This window comes from Microbacterium sp. (genome assembly GCF_035554235.1).
Taxonomy (GTDB): Bacteria; Actinomycetota; Actinomycetes; order Actinomycetales; family Microbacteriaceae; genus Microbacterium.
The window spans coordinates 14,271-34,572 of record NZ_DATMIO010000190.1; the positions used below are offsets into that span (position 1 = coordinate 14,271).

The 20,302-nt window shown below is 66.3% G+C and carries 22 protein-coding genes; 9 read left to right on the forward strand and 13 right to left on the reverse strand.

The genetic code is table 11. The features are described 5' to 3' along the window. Positions 1–10: 10 nt before the first annotated feature. The 8 genes from VNT50_RS09875 to VNT50_RS09910 all read right to left on the reverse strand — a co-directional run bounded on the left by VNT50_RS09875 (position 11) and on the right by VNT50_RS09910 (position 6,454). Positions 11–862, reverse strand: coding sequence for a pyruvate, water dikinase regulatory protein (locus tag VNT50_RS09875; protein ID WP_325484942.1), 852 nt, complete (start codon positions 860–862; stop codon positions 11–13). 132 nt (positions 863–994) lie between these two features. After that, entirely contained in the window at positions 995–1,654 is a 660-nt protein-coding gene (locus VNT50_RS09880; protein ID WP_325484943.1) for a DUF1345 domain-containing protein, read from the reverse strand. Between the two features lie 13 nt (positions 1,655–1,667). Continuing rightward, positions 1,668–2,237: a TetR/AcrR family transcriptional regulator gene (locus tag VNT50_RS09885; RefSeq protein WP_325484944.1), complete on the reverse strand. Its 570-nt coding sequence runs from the start codon at positions 2,235–2,237 to the stop codon at positions 1,668–1,670. 78 nt (positions 2,238–2,315) lie between these two features. Continuing rightward, positions 2,316–2,639, reverse strand: coding sequence for a DMT family transporter (locus tag VNT50_RS09890; protein ID WP_325484945.1), 324 nt, complete (start codon positions 2,637–2,639; stop codon positions 2,316–2,318). Then, a complete protein-coding gene (locus tag VNT50_RS09895; RefSeq protein WP_325484946.1) occupies positions 2,636–3,043 on the reverse strand; it encodes an SMR family transporter in 408 nt (135 codons plus the stop codon). Before VNT50_RS09895 ends, VNT50_RS09890 begins: the two co-directional genes overlap by 4 nt. A 146-nt stretch (positions 3,044–3,189) precedes the next feature. Then, positions 3,190–4,062 (reverse strand): formyltetrahydrofolate deformylase, encoded by an 873-nt coding sequence (purU, locus tag VNT50_RS09900; protein ID WP_325484947.1) that lies wholly within the window; start codon positions 4,060–4,062, stop codon positions 3,190–3,192. Positions 4,063–4,085: 23 nt separating this feature from the next. Further along, entirely contained in the window at positions 4,086–4,892 is an 807-nt protein-coding gene (locus tag VNT50_RS09905; protein WP_325484963.1) for a methylenetetrahydrofolate reductase, read from the reverse strand. 179 nt (positions 4,893–5,071) lie between these two features. After that, entirely contained in the window at positions 5,072–6,454 is a 1,383-nt protein-coding gene (locus tag VNT50_RS09910) for an aminomethyl transferase family protein (protein WP_325484948.1), read from the reverse strand. A 111-nt stretch (positions 6,455–6,565) separates the two neighbouring features. Between VNT50_RS09910 and VNT50_RS09915 the strand changes: the two genes are divergently transcribed. From VNT50_RS09915 to VNT50_RS09950, 8 genes are all read left to right on the forward strand, one after another. After that, positions 6,566–7,534 (forward strand): LysR family transcriptional regulator, encoded by a 969-nt coding sequence (locus VNT50_RS09915; protein WP_325484949.1) that lies wholly within the window; start codon positions 6,566–6,568, stop codon positions 7,532–7,534. Positions 7,535–7,774: 240 nt separating this feature from the next. Continuing rightward, on the forward strand, positions 7,775–9,001 hold the full coding sequence (locus VNT50_RS09920) for an ABC transporter substrate-binding protein (RefSeq protein ID WP_325484950.1): 1,227 nt from the start codon (positions 7,775–7,777) through the stop codon (positions 8,999–9,001). Positions 9,002–9,068: 67 nt separating this feature from the next. After that, positions 9,069–10,460, forward strand: a complete 1,392-nt coding sequence (locus tag VNT50_RS09925) for an aminomethyl transferase family protein (RefSeq protein ID WP_325484951.1) — start codon at positions 9,069–9,071, stop codon at positions 10,458–10,460. A 10-nt stretch (positions 10,461–10,470) separates the two neighbouring features. After that, positions 10,471–11,394: a fumarylacetoacetate hydrolase family protein gene (locus VNT50_RS09930; RefSeq protein ID WP_325484952.1), complete on the forward strand. Its 924-nt coding sequence runs from the start codon at positions 10,471–10,473 to the stop codon at positions 11,392–11,394. Then, positions 11,391–11,849 carry a nuclear transport factor 2 family protein gene (locus VNT50_RS09935; protein WP_325484953.1) on the forward strand — a complete coding sequence of 153 codons (459 nt, stop codon included), beginning with the start codon at positions 11,391–11,393 and terminating at the stop codon, positions 11,847–11,849. Before VNT50_RS09930 ends, VNT50_RS09935 begins: the two co-directional genes overlap by 4 nt. Next, on the forward strand, positions 11,846–12,808 hold the full coding sequence (locus VNT50_RS09940) for a VOC family protein (RefSeq protein ID WP_325484954.1): 963 nt from the start codon (positions 11,846–11,848) through the stop codon (positions 12,806–12,808). Before VNT50_RS09935 ends, VNT50_RS09940 begins: the two co-directional genes overlap by 4 nt. Positions 12,809–12,820: 12 nt before the next feature. Then, complete coding sequence (locus VNT50_RS09945) at positions 12,821–13,420, forward strand: carboxymuconolactone decarboxylase family protein (RefSeq protein ID WP_325484955.1); 600 nt, start codon at positions 12,821–12,823, stop codon at positions 13,418–13,420. 127 nt (positions 13,421–13,547) lie between these two features. Then, entirely contained in the window at positions 13,548–14,885 is a 1,338-nt protein-coding gene (locus VNT50_RS09950) for a hypothetical protein (protein ID WP_325484956.1), read from the forward strand. Positions 14,886–14,985: 100 nt separating this feature from the next. Here VNT50_RS09950 and VNT50_RS09955 read toward each other — a convergent pair whose 3' ends face one another. From VNT50_RS09955 to VNT50_RS09965, 3 genes are read right to left on the reverse strand one after another with little or no spacing between them, the layout of a single operon-like run. Next, complete coding sequence (locus tag VNT50_RS09955; protein WP_325484957.1) at positions 14,986–16,953, reverse strand: acetoacetate--CoA ligase; 1,968 nt, start codon at positions 16,951–16,953, stop codon at positions 14,986–14,988. Further along, a complete protein-coding gene (locus tag VNT50_RS09960) occupies positions 16,950–17,558 on the reverse strand; it encodes a cupin domain-containing protein (RefSeq protein WP_325484958.1) in 609 nt (202 codons plus the stop codon). The genes VNT50_RS09955 and VNT50_RS09960 overlap by 4 nt, the downstream gene beginning before the upstream one ends. A 1-nt stretch (position 17,559) precedes the next feature. Next, complete coding sequence (locus VNT50_RS09965) at positions 17,560–18,573, reverse strand: fumarylacetoacetate hydrolase family protein (protein ID WP_325484959.1); 1,014 nt, start codon at positions 18,571–18,573, stop codon at positions 17,560–17,562. Positions 18,574–18,666: 93 nt separating this feature from the next. On the opposite strand from VNT50_RS09965, the gene VNT50_RS09970 reads away from it, so the two are divergent. After that, positions 18,667–19,257, forward strand: coding sequence for a TetR/AcrR family transcriptional regulator (locus VNT50_RS09970; protein ID WP_325484960.1), 591 nt, complete (start codon positions 18,667–18,669; stop codon positions 19,255–19,257). On the opposite strand, the gene VNT50_RS09975 is transcribed toward VNT50_RS09970, so the two are convergent. Next, entirely contained in the window at positions 19,244–19,663 is a 420-nt protein-coding gene (locus VNT50_RS09975; RefSeq protein ID WP_325484961.1) for a hotdog fold thioesterase, read from the reverse strand. The two genes, VNT50_RS09970 and VNT50_RS09975, sit on opposite strands and share 14 nt — an antisense overlap. Beyond that, the coding region (locus tag VNT50_RS09980) for a substrate-binding domain-containing protein (RefSeq protein ID WP_325484962.1) at positions 19,660–20,302 on the reverse strand (643 nt) is incomplete at its 5' end. The genes VNT50_RS09980 and VNT50_RS09975, both read right to left, overlap by 4 nt.

Consider the following 20,302-nt stretch of genomic DNA (forward strand, 5'->3'; position numbering starts at 1 on the left):
ATGCGATGGATCAGCTGCGCAGTCGCATCGACTGCATGATCACGGCCGACATCTCCTCGACCGACTTCGTCGAGGAGTTCAGGAAGGGCACGCGGTTGCGGCGATACAGGTCTTCGGCGCGGCGGAGTTCGAGCGTGCACTGGGCAAGGCTCGAGTACGTCGAGCTCGGACGTCGCTCATGGCGCACCTGGCTCAGGCGGAGCGGGGTCGTGGTCAAGCCGAAGCACTTGTCGACGTATCGCGACACCGTGGCCGGCAGGCCGTCGGAGGGGAAATCGTCATCGGTCAGCGGATAGTTCGCGACCAGGAGTCCGTACTGCAGCGCCAGGTACATCGTGGTCGGCGTCTTCCCGCACCGGGACGGAGCGATGATGATCACGTCCGCGATATCCAGCGCCCGCATGCTCTGACCGTCGTCGTGCTCGATCGCATACTCCACGGCCCGCATCCGCGCGAAGTAGCGCTCGAGGTCTCCCACCCCGTGATACTGACCGAGCTGCTCCGACGCGGTGCTGCCCAGTGCGGCCTCCAGCTCACGCAGATGCCCGCCCAGCAGGTCGATCACCACGGCACCCGTGGCGTCGAACTCCCGCAGGATCGCCGCGGACTTCACCGTCGCGAAGACGATCGGCTCACCACCATCGCGCGCCGCGCGCTGAATCTCGAGGATCACGTTCTGCGCGCCGGCTGCGGTGTCCACGAACGGGATCGTGTGGCGCTGAAAGGTCACTCCCGGAAAGTTCGCCAGCAGTGCGCTGCCCAGCGTCTCGGCCGTGATGCCGGTGCTGTCGGAGACGAAATAGGCCGCACGCGTGCGCTGATCGCTGATCCGGGGGCCGGTGCGGCTCTCGGCAATCTCCATGGCACGCCTTTCACGGGTTACGAAACGTCCTGTTCATCATACGAAGGAAGACGTGTTCATTCCGTTCCCTGACACCGCAAGAATCGCAACATTTGCCGCCGTGTCAAGTCATGCGCTGCCCGAAGGCTGCTGCTAGCTGAGCTGCTGCAGGATCTGGATCGCGAGCGCCACCACCAGGGCGTTGTAGAAGAAGCTCAGGATGCTGTGCCCCAGAACCGTCCAGCGCATACGCGTCGAGACGACGGAGACATCCGATGTGGCGAACGACGCGCCGATGGTGAAGGAGAAGTACAGATAGTCGACCAGGTGCGGCGCCTCCTTCGAGGGGAAGACCAGGCCGGGCACGTCGGGCTCGCGATCGTGCATCATCTGGTACATCTGGGCGAAGCCCGTGTGCAGCAGCAACCACGAGATGACGATTCCGGATGCCGCGGCCACCGCGATCACGAGAGCCTGGTCGTCCCGGAACGCCGCGCTCCCGCGATTGAGCAGGAACAGTATCGCCGAGTTGATGCCCACCAGGCTCGCGGCGAACGGCAGCACCCACGAGAGCGTGTCGAGCACACCCGTCCGGCCGGCCGCGGGCGCGCCATCGATCGACCGTCGTCGCGCGATCAGGAACCCCGCCAGCAGGTAGACCGCCGCGATCGCCTCCCAGGCGATGAGGGCGATGAAGCTGCTCGTTGCGACGTACACGACCGACGCCGCGACGATCGCGATCTCGACGGCCGTGACGAGGTAGTCCCAGCGCCCGGCACGCGTCGAGCGCTGCCGCGGTTCGCTCTTCGGCACGGTCAATCTCCTGTCAGCTCGCCGCGACGAGTGCGAGCGCGTTGACAACGTCGGGGGCGTCGGGGGTGGACTGCGGTGCGATGAGCTCCTGGAGCACGAAGCCGGCGATCAGCGCGTAGTACGTGACCCCGACGGTTGCGGCCTCTGCGTCGGTGACGGCGTCGTAGGGGATGCCGAGGGCCACGGCAGCGAGAAGCTGATGCCCCTCGCGGGCGTTGGCGGCCAAGGCCTCGCGGATGTCGGGGTCGAACTGGGCGCGCGCGTGGCTCTCGACCAGGCCGCTGAGCACGGGGCGCGCCGCGGGGAAATCCGCTCGCAGGCCGGAGAGGAATGCGGCCACGCGGAGCGCCGGTGTGTCGAGATCCGGGATCGCCGCGGCGGCCTCGGCGACAGCATCCCCCCAATCGGAGACCCCTTGAAGGGAGGCGAGGCTCATCAGCGCGTCCTTGGAACCGAAGTGATAGCCGATCGAGGCGAGGTTTGCGCCCGAGGCCGCGGCGATGTCGCGCGCCGTCGTGGCGGCGTAGCCCTTCTCACGCAGGCACTGCAGCGCGCCTGCGAGGAGCTTGTCGCGTTGGTTCATGGTGAGTGCACCCCTGGCGTCGATGTCGTCATTTCACGATAGTGTCCGCGCGCACGATCGAAACTCAGCAGGGCCCGACTAATGCGCCGTCCCGAGTTCGATGAACAGCACGCCGACGGCGATGGCGATGATCCCGACGATCATGCGGCGAGTGAGCGGTTCCTTGAAGACCACTCGCGCGCCGACGGCCGTGAGCGCCACTCCCGAGGCCGCCCAGATCCCGTACGCCACGCCGATCGGCATGCCGGCATGGAGGCTCGACGTGAGCAGGATGAAGGCCGCCGGGTAGCAGATCAGCAGCGGGAGGATCCAGATCCGCTTGCGCAGCCCGTCGGACGCGCGAAGGCTGAGGGTTGCGACGACCTCGGCAACGATCGCGCCCGCAAGGGCGAGCCACATCATCGTTCGACCTCTGCCGCGGAGCGCTCAGGCCGGGCCGACGGGGCTCGTCCGGTCTCGACGAGCATCACGCCGCCCATCACGATGACGATTCCGACCAGCATCGGGGCGGTCAGCGCGTCGCCGAACAGAAGCGCGGCCAGGAGGGCCGTGAGCGCGACCCCGCACGCGGCCCAGATGCCGTACACGGATCCGATCGCCCCACCGCGGCGGAGAATCACCGCGAGCGCGGCCAAGGCACCGAGATATCCCGCCGCTGTGACCACCCACCACCACGGATTATCCAGTGCCGCGCGGAGGGCGAGCGTCGCCGACACCTCGAGTGCGATCGCGAGCGCGAGTATCGCCCAGATGCGTGGGCGTGGCGCCGCCGACTCCCCTTGCTGGTGTGTGCTCGTTTCGTTCATCCCGTAAGTGTACATACGTATGTATGAACAGGCGCGCATACGTGAAGCCTTACCGACTCGGACGGGCTGCGGACGGATCAGGATCCCACCCGGTCAGAAGGCGGTGCCCCGCCAGAACGCGGTGCCTGCCAGAAGGCGGTTCCCCGTCAGAAGACGATGGTCTGGTTGCCGTGTCGGATCACGCGATCCTGGGCGTGCCACTGCACCGCGCTCGAGAGCACCGCGCGCTCGACGTAGGCGCCGCGGGCCTGGAGGTCTGCGGCGGAGTGCGCGTGGTCGACGCGGGCGACGTCCTGCTCGATGATCGGGCCCTCATCGAGGTCCTTCGTCACGTAGTGCGAGGTCGCGCCGATCAGCTTCACGCCGCGCTCCTTCGCCTTCCGGTACGGCGCCGCGCCGATGAAGGCCGGCAGGAAGGAGTGGTGGATGTTGATAACGGGGACGCCGATGTCGTCGAGGAACTCGGGCGAGAGGATCTGCATGTACCGGGCGAGCACGACGAAGTCGACGTTGCCCGCGAGCAGCTTCACGATCTCCGCCTCGGCGGCGGATTTGTCGGGCCCCTGCGAGGGGACGTGGAAGAACGGGATGCCGAAGGAGCGGACGTCTTCGGCCGTGTTCGTGTGGTTCGAGATCACCATCGGGATGCTGACCGGCAGCTCGCCGCGGCGGTGACGCCAGAGCAGGTCGAGCAGGCAGTGGTCGGAGGTCGACGCCAGGATCGCCATGCGCTTGGGGACCGACTGGTCGGTGAGGGTCCACTCGAGCCCGAGCGCGGTGAGCGTCTGTGCGAGATCGTCCTCGATGGCGGAGATGGCCGCGGCGAGATCGAGGCGGTGGAACACGACCCGCTGAAAGAACGCGCCGCCGTTCGCATCGTCTGAGTACTGATCGAGTGCGACGATGTTGCCCTTGTTGCGGGTGATCAGCGCCGTCACAGCGGACACGATCCCCGGCTGGTCCGGGCCGTGCACGATCAGGCAGGCATGATCGCGCAAGGCTTCGTTGTGCAGTGTCATCGGTGTTTCCCCTCCGGCCCGGGTCAGCTCAGGGCGGCGGCGTATCCGCGCGCCCACTCCGAAGTGGCCAGCAGTCCGCCGAATGTGTAGAAGTGCAGATCGACATTCCCCGCGGCAGGATGCTGCGCGAGAAGTGCCGACAGGTCGGTGACGAATCTATCCGGCCCGGCGGTGCCCATCAGGTTGGTCAGCGAAAAGCCGTACTTCTTCACGATCGTCGCGTTGGCGCCGATGCCGAACCGGCGGGCGAAACCCAGCAGCCGCTTGATTCCGGCCGGCCCGGGTGTGCCAACCCGGATCGTGCTGTCGATGCCCCGCGCGCGAACGGCCTCGATCCAGTTCAGCACCGGGTCGGTGTCGAAGGCGAACTGCGTGAGGATCGTGGCGTCGAGGCCCTGCTGCGAAAGGGAGAGCGACTTCTCTTCGAGTGCTCGCCAGAGCACCTCGTCGGAGATGTCCGGGTGTCCCTCGGGATAGCCCGCGATCGAGACTTCCTTGACGCCGTAGTCCTGAAGCAGCCCCGTGAAGATGACCTCGTAGGAGTCCTTGTAGGGGCCTTCCGGCGTGGCGGGGTCGCCGCCGACGACGAACACGCTGTCGGTGGCGCCGACATCCTGCAGGCGGGAGAGGAACTCTTCGAGCTGCGCGCGCGAGCCCAGCCGACGGGCCGAGATGTGCGGCACCGGCACGAAGCCGTTCTCGCGCACGGCCTTGGCTGCGGCGACGCGCATCTCAAGATCTTCGTTGCCCAGGAACGTGACGTTGATCTTCGTGCCGGCGGGGATCGTGTCCTTGGCCTCGATAAGACCGGGAACATCCTTGCCGGTCATTTCGAGGGAGTAGCCGGTGAGCAGGCGCAGAGCGGCCTGGGGGTCGGCGGTGACATTCGCGGTCTTAGACACTGATCGAAGTCCTTTCGAAGTGGTGTTGCAAAGGGGGTGTGCGACCGGTCGCCTCCGGGGGACGGAGGCGACCGGTGCGCTGACCCGAGGTGGGAGCCGGAAGATCCCTAGGCCGGGACGCTGGCTCGGTAGGTCGTGCGCGCCTGCTCGGTGAGCGGCGCGGGCTGGACAGTCGCCCGGATCGTCACCGGCACGTGGTCCTCGACCTGCAGTTTCGACGAGCGGTGCTCCTCGCCCCACGTCAGCGTGACCTCCGTGCCCGGCTCGGCGAACTCCGGGTCGATGACCGCGAGGGAGAGGATCGCCCGTTCGTTCGCCGAATACCCGGTCCATGTCGAGACCCCCACGAGGCGACCGTCCGCCTCGACCCGGTCGAAGTGGAACGTGTCGTACAGAGCCATCGGCAGGTTGAAGTACTTCGCTCCCGGCCCCTCGTGGAACATCGAGCCGACAGCATCCGCCACGTCGTCGCCGTTCCACACGAGCGTCACTTTGCGACGCGTGTCGGTCTTGCCTTCTGCGATCATGCGCTCGAGCGCGGGGCGACCGATGAAGTCGTGGTCGAAGGCGATCAGGCGACCGTAGTCGAGTTCGAACGGCGTGACGTAGTAGTCCTCGATGTTCTCCGAGTAGAAGCTGCCCCCGAGCGGCGAGATCGTCTCATAGGCGTTCGCGGTCAGCCAACGACGATAGCCGGCGAGGCGGTCGTCGGTGTAGATCGCCGGAAGCGGCCGAGGCAGCCATCCGGACTCGAGCGCGTTCGTGTGGTACGCGCGCCCCCCGACCTGCACCAGATCGAAGTCCTTGCCCGCAGCGAGCAGGGCTGCGTGCACGACCTCGTTGTCCGCCCAGGGTCCCCACATCTCGAACCCCGGCTCCCCGGCCATGCCGTGGCGAAGGGCGCGCACTTCCTTGCCGCCGATCGTGAACCGGGTCATTCCGAAGAACTTGAGCTTCGGCGGCTCGGCGCCGGTCGCGGCGCGAATGACATCCAGTGCGCCTGGACCCTGCACCTGATAGCGGTACACGACGGGGTCTCCCTGGCGGATGAGGGAGTTGTCGTCACGCCAGACCTCGACGTCGTATCCGCCGGTGTCCGCGTGGTAATGAATCCAGTTGATCGACGGCGGGATGCCGACGGCCTGGTATTCGTCCTCCTCGAGGTGGAAGAGGATGTTGTCGCCGATGACGTAGCCGTCGTGGCTGACCGCGACGAACTGCTTGGCCATGTCGACCGGGAAGTTCTGCACGCTGTTGATCGTGAGATCGCTGATCAGCCTCAGTGCGTCCGGTCCTTTGATGTTGAGATCTGCCATGTGGTGCGACTGGTCGAACAGGACGGCAGTCCGGCGCCAGGCCAGCTGCTCGTCGCGCCAGTTGCTGAACTCCTGCACGACACGCGGCACGACGGCGGGGGGTGACTGCGACTCCCACAGCAGCTGGACGGGGCTGCCGGCCGCCGCAATGGCTTCTTCGAGATTGTTGGACACGTTCAATTTCCTCCTTGAAACCTGACGGCTCTGTACACGCTCAGTCTTGACATCCGTCATACTTCGTGTAAAACATGTTTATCCGGCTTCCCACCACAGTAGAACCTTGATATGTCCCCCATCGTCTTCACCCTGCGGCAGCTCGAGTACTTCGACGCGATCGCCAGCGAGGGAACCCTCGCCGCTGCGGCGGAGCGGTGCCGGGTGAGCGCGCCCGGACTCGCGCTGGCACTCGATGAGCTCGAGCGCCATCTATCGCTGCAGCTGTTCATCCGCCGCAAGGGCAAGGGGATGACCCTCACGGCGGCAGGATCTCGGATGCTGCCGCACGCGCGCCGGCTCCTCTCGGACGCGGACGCACTCACCGCGGATGCGGGGCGGTCCACCGGAACCCTGACGGGCCGGTTCAGCATCGGATGCTTCCCGACGCTCACACCATTCTTCCTGCCCAGCATCCTCGAGCGCTTTCAGCGCAGGTACCCGGAGCTGGAGCTCGATGTGGTCGAGGCGGATGCGCCGGCCATCGATGAACTGCTTCTCCGGGGCCGCATCGACGTCGCCCTCCTCTACAGCGTCGATGTGGCCGCACACCTCGCGTTCGACCCCGTGCACCACTATCGACCCCACGTGCTGGTCAGTCAGCAGCACCGATTCGCGTCGCGCCCCGGCATCCATCTCGCCGAGCTGGCCGAGGAGCCGCTCATCTCGCTGGATGTGCATCCGACCCGCAGGAACACCGAGCGGGTCTTCGAGGCACTGGGGGTCACACCGACGATCGGCCACGTCTCGAGCAACTACGAACTGGTCCGCTGCCTCGTCGGACGTGGACTCGGATACGCCGTGATGTTCCAGAAGGCGGCGACGCAGCGCACGTATGACGGCCACATCGTCACGCGCATCGACCTGCTCGACGAGGTGGCCCCGTCCGTGGTGGGACTGGCCCGCCCCGCCGGCGCCCCGCGGACGGCCCGCTACGCGGCCCTGTTCGATTTCCTCGCGTCGACGTCGGTGGCGAGAGATGCGGACGATCCGGATCGCCCGCCGAGGACTGCTCGCCGTGACACAGCTTCGCCCGCCTAGACGCCGCGCCTACGGTGGGCCGTCACCGAGATAGCAAGCTTTGATGTGGTGGAACGTCGGATAAACACGTTTTACACGATGTATGCCTCCTGTCGAGACTGAACGCAGTCGAGAGACTGCGGTACAGGTCGAATTCAAGGAGGAATCGAACGTGTTCAACGATCTCGAAAAAGTCCACGCGGCGGCGGGTCCGTTCGCATTGCACGAGGCGGAAGCGCCCTCCGCCGCCGGGTCCCCGTCGTGACCGCCGTACGGTCGGCATCGGCCGTCGCGATCATCGGGATCGTCGCGCTGCTGGCCGCCGGATGCACACGCGGCGGCGGCGATGAGGCGGCGGCGAGCCCGGGAATCACCGATGATTCGATGGTGCTCGGCGTCACGAGCCCCCTGAGCGGACATACGGCAGGCCCCGGTCGATGCGTCGCGGCCGGGTTGAATGCCTACCTCGAGGCGGGCAATGCTGCCGGCGGATTCGAGTTCGGCGACGGCAAGACGCGGAAAGTCACCCTCGAGCCCTTCGACGACGGCTACGACCCGCAGAAAGCACTCACGAACTTCCAGCAGATGGTCTCCGATGACCTTTTCGGCATGGTCGGCAGCCTCGGCACGCCGACCAATCTCGCCATCATGCCGGCGGCGGCGGACGAGGAATTCCCGCAGGCGCTGCTCCTCACGGGGGCGACGCAGTTCAGCTCCGACCAGGAGGCGAACCCGTGGACCATCGGATTTCTGCCCACGTACGTGACGGAGGGCCAGGGCTTCGGCCAGATGCTCGTCGATCGGGGCGAACCCCTCACGGTCGCCACGCTGACCCAGAACGACGACGCGGGTGCCGCGTACCTCGAGGGCCTGGAGCAGGCGATCGAGGGCAGCGACGTCGAGATCGTCGCGCGCAACACGTATGAGGCCACCGACACATCGGTCGACGCGCAGGTCATCGAACTCGCGGAGAGCGGCGCCGATGTGCTTTTCACCGTCGTCTTCATCACTCCCCTGCAGATCGGTGTCCTACAGAAGGCCCAGCAGCTCGGGTGGCTGCCCGAGGTGTTCGTGCCGTCGCCGACCTCGTCGCCGATCGAGGTGCTCGGACCCGGTGCGGCCGGTGCCTACCCGGCTGTCTACACCCCGGTGTTCGTGAAATCCCCGGCAGATCCGCAGTTCGCCGAGGACGAGGACGTCAAGACGTTCCTCGACGACATGTCCCAGTACTCCTCCGATCTGACGAAGACGATCGTGCCGCACTGCGTGTGGAGCTACGTCGTGGGGGCGACGCTCGAGGAGGCCTTCACGAAGATGACGGAACCGACGCGTGAATCGTTCATGAAGGCGATCCGGCAGGTCTCGGAGCTCAAGGCACCCATGCTGCTGCCCGGCATCGAGGTGGACGCGACCGATCCGACGCGCGGCGCGGTCAACCAGGTGCTGGTGTGGCGGTACAACGGGACCGCATATGTTCCCGTCGATTGATCCAGCCAATTGATCCAACCAAGGGCCGAACTCCGCTTTCGGCGTGCATGAAAAGGAATGTGACGACATGACGAAGAACCTCGAGGACGCCCTCCGTGAAGCGGGCGGCGCGACGAACCTGCTCTGGGACTCACGCGTGCGCACGGCTCTTGCCGCGCGAGTGCCCGCCGAATTCTCGAACTGGCGCGATGAGCAGCGCGCGTCGCGCACCGGTGCGGTGCTCTTCACGCAGTCGCACCACATGGCCGACCTGTTCATCCGCGGCAAGGACGCGCTCCGCCTCATCTCCGGACTGGGTATCAACAGCTTCGCGAACTTCCCGGTCGGGCGGGCGAAGCAATTCGTCGCCGTGAACGACGACGGCTACGTCATCGGTGACAACATCCTGTTCCACCTCGCCGAGGACGAGTACCAGATGGTCGGGATTCCGACCTCCATCAACTGGGTGCAGTATCACGCGGAGCGCGGCGACTTCGACGTGACGCTCGAGCGCGACGACGACTCCACCGTGCGGGCCGGCGATCCGATCGTGTATCGCTATCAGGTGCAAGGTCCCCTCGCGCTCGATGTGATCCGCACCGCGCTCGGCGAGGAGCCGCCCCAGCTTCCCTTCTTCGGCATGACCCAGTTCACGATCGGCGGCAAGAGCGTCGGCGCTCTGCGGCACGGAATGGCCGGGGAGCCCGGATTCGAGCTCTGGGGTCCCTGGGCCGACAACGATGCCGTGCTCGCCGCACTTCTCGCGGCCGGCGAAGAGCACGGGATGATCCGGGCCGGCTCCTCCGCGTACCACAGCAACACCCTCGAGTCGGGGTGGGTCTCCAGGCCCGTTCCCGCGATCTACACGGGCGACGCATTGAGCGACTACCGTCGCTGGCTCGGCGCGGACTCCTACGAGGGGATGGCGCCGCTGGGCGGCAGTCTCCGATCGGATGACATCACCGACTACTACCTGACGCCGTTCGATCTCGACTACGGTCGCATCGTCTCCTTCGATCACGAATTCGTCGGGCGCGCCGCTCTCGAGCGCATGATCGCCGATGGACGCGACGAAGCGCGACGAAAGGTGACACTGGTCTGGAATGGCGACGATGTCGAGCGGGCGATGGGGTCGCTCGTGCACCCCGGCGTCGGCGCGAAGTACTTCAACCTGCCGTTGTCGCGATACGCGGACTTCCAGCACGACCGCGTGCTGGCCGACGGCGTGGACGTGGGGCTTTCGATGATCGTCGGCTACTCGTCCAACGAGCGTTCGATCCTCTCGCTCGCGGTGGTCGACTCCCGGTTCGCCGAACCCGGTACCGAGGTGGAAGTCATCTGGGGTGAGGAGCCGAACTCGCGAAAGCTGCAGGTCGAGCCGCACCGGCAAGTGACCCTCCGCGCGACCGTCGCGACGGCTCCGATCAACGAGTTCGCGCGCACGACGTACCGGCGCTCCGGAGCGGCTGCGCGCGGATAGGGGACCTTCGATGAAGCTCGGAACGATCGAACGCCCGGACGGCGCCCGCGTCGTCGTCGCGGTATCCGACGACCACGTGGCGCTGCTCCCGTCGGGGTACAGCGACCTCGCCGACATGCTTGGCGGGCCGGAAGCGGAATGGCGGCGTGCGGCCGAGGTCGCGGTGAGCTCGGGCGAGCGTCTGCGCACGGCGGACCTGTCGTGGTTGCCGCCGGTGCGGCGCCCGCCCAAGATCCTGTGCGTGGCGCTCAACAACAGTGCGAACCCCGACCGCATCCTTTCGGGTCCCGATACGCCGGCGATGTTCGTCAAGCCGTCGTCATCGCTGATCGGACACGGCAAGCCGATCATCGTGAAGGACAAGTACGGGAGGGTGCACCCGGAACCGGAGCTCGCGGTCATCATCGGCACCGGCGGCGCGGACATCCCTCTCGAGGATGCTCTGGGCCACGTCTTCGGCTACACGATCATCAACGACATCACCTCGCCGACGATGCGCGACCACGACACGTTCCACTACCGAGCGATCCATCCCGACCCCGACAACCCCGATGGGGTGCGTCATGTGGAGAGCTGGGTGAGCTATCCCGCACGATACAAGGGGGCGGATACGTTCGGACCGCTGGGGCCATGGGTGACGACGGCCGATGCCATCGCCGACCCGCACGCTCTCCGCATCACCTGCACCCACGATGATCGCCTGGTGACCGACGACAACACCGCGAACCTGCGGTTCAGCGTCAGCGAGATCATCTCCTTCGCATCCGGATACCTCACCCTCGAGCCCGGCGATGTGATCGCGATGGGCACGGCCCTGAAGAGCTCGGCGAAGGGCGGTGCGGTGCAGAATGTCGATCTGACGAGGCTCGGTGGAACCATCGAGGTCTCGATCGAGCAGATCGGCGTTCTCTCCAACCCCGTCGAGCACCGATGAGCCTGCTGACGCCTGAGAATCGATACGCGATCGCCGACCTCAACGCGCGATTCGCCTGGGCACTCGATCTGCACGACTTCGAGGCACTCCGGGATGTGTTCACCGCCGATGTGCACTATGTGAGCGTCGCTCACGAGTTCCATGATGTGGAGCGACTCATCGCGTCGTTCCACGCTCGCACCGGCACTCGCACCACCCGCCACGGCCTCGGCAACCTGCTGCTGGCGGAGGCCGGTGACTCGACCGTCACGGGCCGCGGCAGCTGGCACACCTTCGCGAGCAACGCGGAGCCACCCCAAGGTGTTGAGATCTACATGGTGGCCGACTTCCACGACACCTATGTGCGCGACGCCCAAGGCGGATGGCGTATCGCCGAGCGGGTCATCACGCCCGTCTTCCGCGAGGCATCACTTGCTCCCGGCAATCCACCCCAGACGATAGGAGACCAGCGATGACCGCCGATCCGGTCGCACCACGGCATGTGCTCGCCCACCTCGGGCCGCACGCGATCCTCACCCCCACGATCGACGAGACCCTCGCATACTTCGTCGACCTGCTCGGAATGGACATCGTCCACGAGTCCGACGATGGCTACTACCTCCGGGCGTTCGGCGACTACGAACGGTGGAGTCTCCACCTCATCCGCGCAGACCGCGCCGGGCTCGGTTACGCGTCCTGGCGCATGGTGAGCCCTGAGGCCCTCGATGAGCGCGTGCAGTGGCTCGAGGCGAACGGGTACGGCGGGCACTGGACCGAACCCGAGCTCGGCATCGGGCGGTTCTACGAGTTCCTCGATCCCGACGGCCATGCCTTCCGGCTCTACTACGACACCGAACGGTACGTCGCGCCCGAAGACAAGCGTCCGGTCATTCCCACGAATTTTCAGAGCTATGTGGGCCGGGGCGCGAACGTACGCCACGTGGACCATCTGAATCTGCTGGCCCGCGATGTGCGCGCATGCCGAGAGTTCTGGGAGGCGGGCTTCGGTCTGCGCACCTATGAGATCATCCGGCTTCCCGACGAGTCGGAGGCGGGCGCGTGGATGAGCAGCTCCATTCAAGGGCACGAACTCATCTACACGCAGGAGAAGACCAGCGGCAGCGGGCGCCTGCACCACTTCGCCTACCTCGTCGACACGCGCGAGGAAGTGCTGCGAGCGGCCGAGATCTTCACGGACGCGCGCATCTACATCGAAGCGGGGCCCTCGCGCCATACGGCGATCCAGGGCTTCTACCTCTACACGCGCGAGCCGGGTGGCAATCGCATCGAGGTCGCCAACGGCGGATACCTCGTCTTCGCACCCGATCCGAAACCGTACATCTGGACGGCCGCGGAGTGGGCGAAGAAGCCCGGATGGGGCGCCCCGATCCCGCCGGAGTTCCACATCTACGGCACGCCCGTCGTCGACGAGTAACGAGAGCGACGGATGCCGGAGACCACACCCCCTCGTTTTCCGCTGCGCCCTCGATCGGCGCTCGATGAGAATCAGCGCGCCCTCTACGATCGCATCGTCGACGGACCGCGCAAGACGCAGAAGGCGCAGGTGCCCATCACCGACGACTCCGGCGCGCTCCTTGGACCGTTCGGCATCATGACCATCGCTCCGGCGGTCGGCGAGGCGGTGCAGGCGGTGGGCGCTGCGCTCCGTTTCTCGTCGGGACTGGACCCCGTCGTTCGCGAGGCGGCGATCCTGCTCGCCGCCTCGCACCATCGCTGCGAGTTCGAATGGTTCGCCCACGAGACACCCGCCCGACAGGCAGGCCTGGACGACCGCCAGCTCGCCGCCCTGAAACAGGGATCGGTTCCCGAGGGACTCGACGCCCAGGCATCCCACGCCCTCGGCGTCGTGTGTGCCCTGCTGTCCGACGGCGACCTCGACGATGCCGCCTACCGTGCCGCGATCGGAACGCTCGGCGCGGCAACCCTGGCCGAGCTCGTCTGGCTGTGCGGCTACTACTCGATGCTCGCTCTCGCGCTCGCGGTGTTCGACCCGCCCAACCCCATCACCGCAGACCGCGCGTTCTGAGCCCCCAATACGCCACTGTCGCAGCGAGAGCATGTGATGGTAGGCTCTGCCTTATCCGATACGGATCGTACTGCATCGGTGCAGCTGAACCTTCGCATGCTCGGCGCAAACATCAATGGAGATAATTGTGAATAGTCCGTCACACCCGTACGTGGACCTGAACCCCCTCATCCCCGCGGCACCTCAGGTGTCCACGTGGACCCGCTTCATCCACCAGTTCGAACCCTACGAATTCAACGGATGGGTACGCGAGAGCGAATCCTGGAAGACGACGGCCTACGTCGGTGACTGGTCGCCGTTGCCCAACAAGATCATCGTGAAGGGGCCCGACGCCCTCAAGTTCTTCCAGGACATCTCGGTCAACTCGTTCGAGCACTTCGAAGTCGGCACCGCGAAGCACTCGATCCAGTGCGATCAGGAGGGCAACATCGTCTGCGAGGGCGTGCTCATGCGGCTGGCCGAGGATGAGCTGAAATTCACCAGCGGCCCCCTGTACTGGGCCGAGTACCAGTTCGCCAAGGGCGACTACGACGCCACGCTCACCCAGCGCGGAACGGATGACTTCATCATCCAGGTGCAGGGCCCCAGCTCCCTGCAGATTCTCGAGAAGGTCACCGGGTCTCTGCATCGCGAGCACACGTTCATGCAGGTGCGTCAGATCAGGATCGGCGATGCCGACGTGTGGTGCCTGCGTCAGGGCATGTCCGGAGAACTCGGCTTCGAGTTGCACGGCGATGGCAAGGACGCGATCGCCGTCCATGAGGCGCTCCTCGCCGCCGGCGAGGAGTTCGGAGTCGAGCGGCTCGGTGGACGGACGAAGATGGTCAATCACGTGGAGGCCTGCTTCCCGACGCCCGTGGTCGACTTCCTCCCCGCCTACGACACCGATCCGGAGTTTCGCGACTACCTGCTGGGAACCCACCCGGAACTGGGCTACCTGCCCTACTTCCCCGTCTCCGGCAGTCACGCCATCCGGGCGCAGAAGGACCTCTACCGCAACCCGACCGAGCTGGGGTGGGGCAACCGGATCAAGTTCGACCACGAGTTCATCGGACGCGAGGCGCTCGAGGTCATCGTCGCCAACCAGAAGCGTTCCATGGTGACCCTGGTCTGGAACGACGACGACGTGAAGGATGTCTACGGGTCGCTCTTCGACAAAAACGATGTCCCTTACGAGACGATGGAGCTCCCCCGCGCGCTGTTCGACAGCCTGTCGATCGACAGCGTGCAGGTGGACGGGGTAGAGATCGGGGTGTCCACCTCTCGGTGCTACTCGTACCACTTCCGCGAGATGCTCTCGCTGTGCTCCATCGATCTGGCGTACGTCGCACCGGGCACCGAGGTCTCGGTCATCTGGGGCTCGCCGGGATCACGCCAGAAGGCCATTCGGGCAACGGTCGCTCGCGCGCCGTACAAGACGGACAACCGTCGAATCGACACGTCGTCGATTCCCCTCCCTGTCTGATCAGCGGCTGAGTCGGCCCAGGGATTCGCCGCCACGGCAGCGGCGAAGACCCCTGGGCCGGACTCGTCGTTGGCGGGCTTCTTCGCTTACCCGCCGCAGGTCAGGCGCTTCGCGCCGCGGCGAATCCCGCGTACTCCTCCAGCAGCGCGGCATCATCGACCGCGCCGAGATCCGCGACGTCGGTGAGCGCCGCGCCCTGCAGCAGACGCTTCACGGGCACCTCGAGCTTCTTGCCCGTCCGTGTGTGCGGAACCCCACGCATCACGATGATCTCGTCGGGGAGATATCGCACGGAGAGGTTCGCCTTGATAGAGGTGATGATCGACTCCCTCGCCTCATCCGGGTCGGCTCCGTCGGAGAGCTTCACGAACAGCGGCATGTAGTACTCGTCCGCACCGATCTCGGCGCCCACTATCAGGGCCTCCGCGATCTGGTCCAACGACTCGACCACCGCGTAGATGTCGGCAGACCCCAGTCGCAGTCCGCTCCGGTTCAACGTGGAGTCCGACCGCCCGTGGATGCGGATGCCCGACGGGCTGATCTCGATGAAGTCGCCGTGCCGCCATACGCCGGGATACACATCGAAGTAGCTCGCCCGGTACCGCGATCCGTCTGCATCCCCCCAGAAGCGGATCGGCATAGACGGCATAGGGCTGGTGACGACCAGCTCCCCTTTGCCCGTCGTGGGCCGGCCGGCGTCATCCCAGGCCTCGACACTCACCGCGAGGGCCGGCGCCTGGATGAAGCCGACGCGCACGGGGATGGTCGGCACGCCGCCGACGAAGATCGAGGCGATGTCGGTGCCGCCACTCATCGAGGCGAGCCAGATGTCGCCCACCTTGCGGTACACCCAGCGGTAACCGTCCGATGACAGCGGCGAGCCCGTAACTTGGAGGGCGCGCAGTGCCGACAGATCGTGGTCCACGCGTGGCGACAGCTCGGTCTTCACGCACGCATGGACGAAGGCGGCGCTCACCCCCATGACGGCCGCGCGCGTGGATGCCGCCACCTGCCAGACCCGATCGACCGAGGGATAGGTGGGGTTCCCATCCATGAGCACGGCGGTGGCTCCCACGCCGAGGGCGGAGACCAGCGCGTTCCACACGACCCAGCTCGTCGATGCCACGGTGAGATAACGATCGCCCGGCCGCAGGTCCGAGTGGATGAGAAGCAGCTTCAACGTCTCGAGAAGGGCACCGCCGTGGCCATGGACGATGCCTTTGGGGATGCCGGTCGTGCCAGAGGAGAAGAGCACCCAGAGAGGATGCCCGAACTCGACGTCGGCGAACGTGAGTTCGGCGGAGATCGCGACGGCATCGCTCCAGTCGATCGCCGTCACGGATGTCTCGATCGGGCCGACCGCGCAGTGCCGGGTCACCCAGATGACATTCTGAACGGAGGGCAGTGCGGCAAGCACCTCGGCGATCTCGCTGCGGCGGTCGCGGTCCGTGCCGCCGAGCCGGTATCCCCCGCAGGCGATGACGATCTTCGGCGAGAGCTGAGCGAATCGCGAGATGATCGCGCCCGGCCCGAACTCGGGAGCGCACACCGACCAGATGGCACCGATCGACGCCGTGGCGAGCAATCCCACGACCGTCTCGGCGACATTCGGGAGGATGGCGACGACGCGATCTCCCTTCTCGACGCCGACCGAACGAAGGTAGCGGGCTAGGGCGGAGACCTCTTTGCGCAGCGCCTGCCACGTCAGTTCCTCGGTGGCACCGTCTTCTGCGACCGACACGATCGCGACGCCCTCGCGGCCCTCGAGCAGGTGCCGTGCGAAGTTCAGCGTCCTGCCGGGGAACCATTGCGTGAGGGGCATGGGCTGATCCGTGCGGACAGGCCCGGGCGTGCCGCCCAGCCGGACGCCTGCGAACTCCGCGAAGAGTTCCCAGAACCGATCCGGTTGAGCCACCGACCACTTCCAGAGGTCGTCGTAGCCCTCGCCGAGAACGACACCCCGGTCTCGGAGGTACGCGGCGAAGCGAACGACGCCCGTGTCAGCGAACAGGTCGGCGTCCAGTCGCCAGATCACCTCTCCGTCGGCTGCCTCGCCATCGACGATCACGAGTGCCCCGCTGCGGCTGACATCGCCTTCCGCTGCGCGGCGATCTCTGCCGGCGACGTGACGGGGGTCCCGATCAGCACGAACAGCACGCGCGCGGCGCGTTCGCTGCGGTTCGACCATGCGTGGCTCGTCGCGCGCTGGATGACGACGTCGCCGGGGCGCAGGGTCGCCTCTCCTTCATCGACGAGAAGTGTGATCTCGCCGCTGAGCACGACCGCGTAGTCGAGTGAATCGGTGCGGTGGAACCAGAAGTGCCTGCCGCCGCTGTGCTCGCCTGCTGCGTCCGCCGCCTCGCGGCCGTCGATCTCAGAGAAGATCACCGATTCCGCATCGTCGGGGTACACCGAATCGGGCGGGAAATCGGCGACGCGCAGAATGGTCTCGCCTTCTGCGGGGAATGCCGGGATCTGGGATTCCGCCCCGGCGGGATCGTCATCCGTCACGTGGTCGATGTCGCCGGGTGGCGTGTGCCATGCGACGGCGGCGCCGAACCCCGGAATGGAGGTCGAGTCGTAGGTGTTGGGGGCGGGTCCGTCGGAGAGGATGATGGCACGGCCCTGGTCGTCGTGCCCGGTGACGACCCTGCGGACCGGTGGTCGACCCATCTCAGTCCTGACCTTCGAACGGGTACGGGCGCGGCGCGGGCCACCACGGCGGGGTCTCCTTCACCGCAGCGACCGGGTTACGCAACGTCCCGACCCCCTCGAGCTCGAGCTCGACCACATCACCGGGCTCCAGGAACCGATCGATCTCCACCCCCGCGCCGAAGCCCATCGTGCCCGACCCGATGATGTCCCCCGGCTGCAACCCGTCGAAGATCGACACGTACGCGACCAACTCCTCCGGCGTGTACACGAAGTTCTCCACCCGCGTCTCCGAGCGCACCTCACCGTTGACCCGCACCTGACCCTTCAGACCCTCGATCGAGGCAATCTCATCCAGGGTCGTGATCCACGGACCGATCCCATACGCGAAGTCCTTGCTGTGCTGGGCACCCATCCCGATCGCACCCTCCACCGCCTGCACATCACGAAGACTCCAGTCATTGAAGATCGTGATCCCGAACACATGCCCCAACGCCTCATCCGGAGTCAGGTTACGACCCGGCCGCCCCACGATGTACCCGATCTCCAACTCATAATCCAGCTTCTCCGAAATGCTCGGATACGGCACCACCTCATCATGGCCATACACCGTCGCCGTGGACCCCTTGAAAAACCCCGGCCGGTCATACACCGCCCGCGACGGCTTCGAATGCATCACATTCCGGAAATAGTTCTCAATATGCGTCCCGAACGTCAACCCATCCCGAATCACCGGCGGATCCACCGCCCCCCGCCACGACACCTCCCCGATCGGAGTGGACGCATCATCCGCCGCCCCCAACGCAGCATGCGCCGTATCCAGGAACACCTCCCCACCCGCAATCCCCGCAGCCAAACTCGCCGGAAACAGGGCGAGCGCAAGCGAGCGAGCTCGATCGGGGGTTGCCCCCGACCTCTGCAACACCAGAGCATACGCACGAGCAAGATCGATCACCCGACCCTCGTCCGGCAGGACAGCGACGACGCGCAACTGCTCGCCATCCGGCGTCGGAACCGCAATACGACCCAGTTTCATCGGTGCTCCTTTGATCCGAACCTGACAAACGATACGTCTAGTATCGCATGTCGCGCCGAACATCACATCCCTCCTGTGCGCTACCTTGACTGCATGGTGGCGCGAAGTGAAGAGAGCAGGCAGGCGATCATCGACGCCACGTTGACGCTCATGGGTTTGGGAGATGAGAAGCCCGGTACGACCGTGCAACGTCTGACGATCGAATCGATCGCGAAACGTGCCGGGGTCAGCAAGGCGACCATCTATCGCTGGTGGCCGAACAAGGTCGCGGTCGTTCTCGACGCCTTCGTCAGCGACTACCTGGGGCACACCCCGATCGACCCCGACCTGCCCGCGGACGAGGCTCTCGCCGCGCACGTGAAGTCGGTGGTGCGACAGTACGCGGGCGACGACGGGCGCATCATCGCGCAGATCATCGCCGAGGGGCAATACGACAAAGACGTGCTCGACGCGTTCCACGAGCGGTTCTGGGACGACCGTGCCCGGGTCGTGCTGGCGCTCATGCAGCGCGGCGTCGAGGAGGGCGTTCTGCGGGACGACCTCGACCTGAACATCGCGGCATCCATCATCTATGCCCCGATCTACCAGCGGCTCCTGCTGGGCGGCGGGCCGCTCGACGACGCGTTCGTCGACGATCTGCTCGCCCTGGCCTTCCGATCGCTGCGGCCGCCTACGTCGAAGTGACCTGGATCGCGCTGCCCCGGAATTCCGCGACGACGCCGGAGCCCGATGTCACGGTCACGTCGCAGTGCACGGCCCTGCCGAACCGATTGCGCACCGTAGCGGTCGCCGTCAGCACGTCGCCCACCCGGGCGGGGCTGATGTAGATGATCGACGCCGACGAGGTCACGGCTACGCGGCTGTTCGTGGCGCACGCGCAGATGAAGGCGGTGTCGGCGAGGGCGAAGATCAGACCGCCGTGCGCGATCGAATGGCCGTTGGCCATGTCGGCCCGCACCTCCATCTGCGCCACGGCCTGATCGCCGCCGGCCGAGAGCACCCGGATCCCCAGCTGTTGCGACGCGTGATCGGTCGCCAGCATCCTCTGTACGCCGGCGATGATCGCGCCGTCCGCTTCAGGCTCGGTCATCGCATCGCCGACGCAACGAGCAGCTCGTCGCTCCACAGATCGTCGACGCTCGTGCCTTCCGGCAGGATGCCGAGTTGCCTGCGCATCTCGATCAGCAGTGCCATGCCGGCGGAGGAGGGCCAGAGATCGCGCGGGCGATTGGCCCAGGCGGACGCGGCCGCCGCCCCACCGAAACCCGCTGTCGCGAGCAGTCGCTCTCCCTCGGCGTCGTCTGCCGAGTTCGACCACGAGATCGCCGACTGCAGGGCGCTGAAGAGGCGGGTGAGGGGCGCCCGCAGTTCTTCCAGCCGAGACCGTCTCACGACGATTCCCTGACCGGGGAAGTCGGGGAACATCCCATCGACGCGCCCCAGGAGGGAGAGACCCTGTTCGTCCGCCAGCTGGTCGAACGGCGGCCCCAGGAGCGTGGCGTCGACCTCGCCCGCAACGAGGGCGGCGAACCTCTCCTGCACTCCGCCCGTCTCCGCGTAACTCACGTTGCGGATGGCGCGGCTCTGCACGAGTTGCCGAAGGACGACGGAGAACCCGTTGTCGAACGCATCGACCGAGAGGGTCGAGCCCGCCAGATCGTCGATGGATGCGACCCCGGGCCGCGCGAAGAGGGAGAGAGGAGTCGTCTGCTCGATCTGCGCCACGATG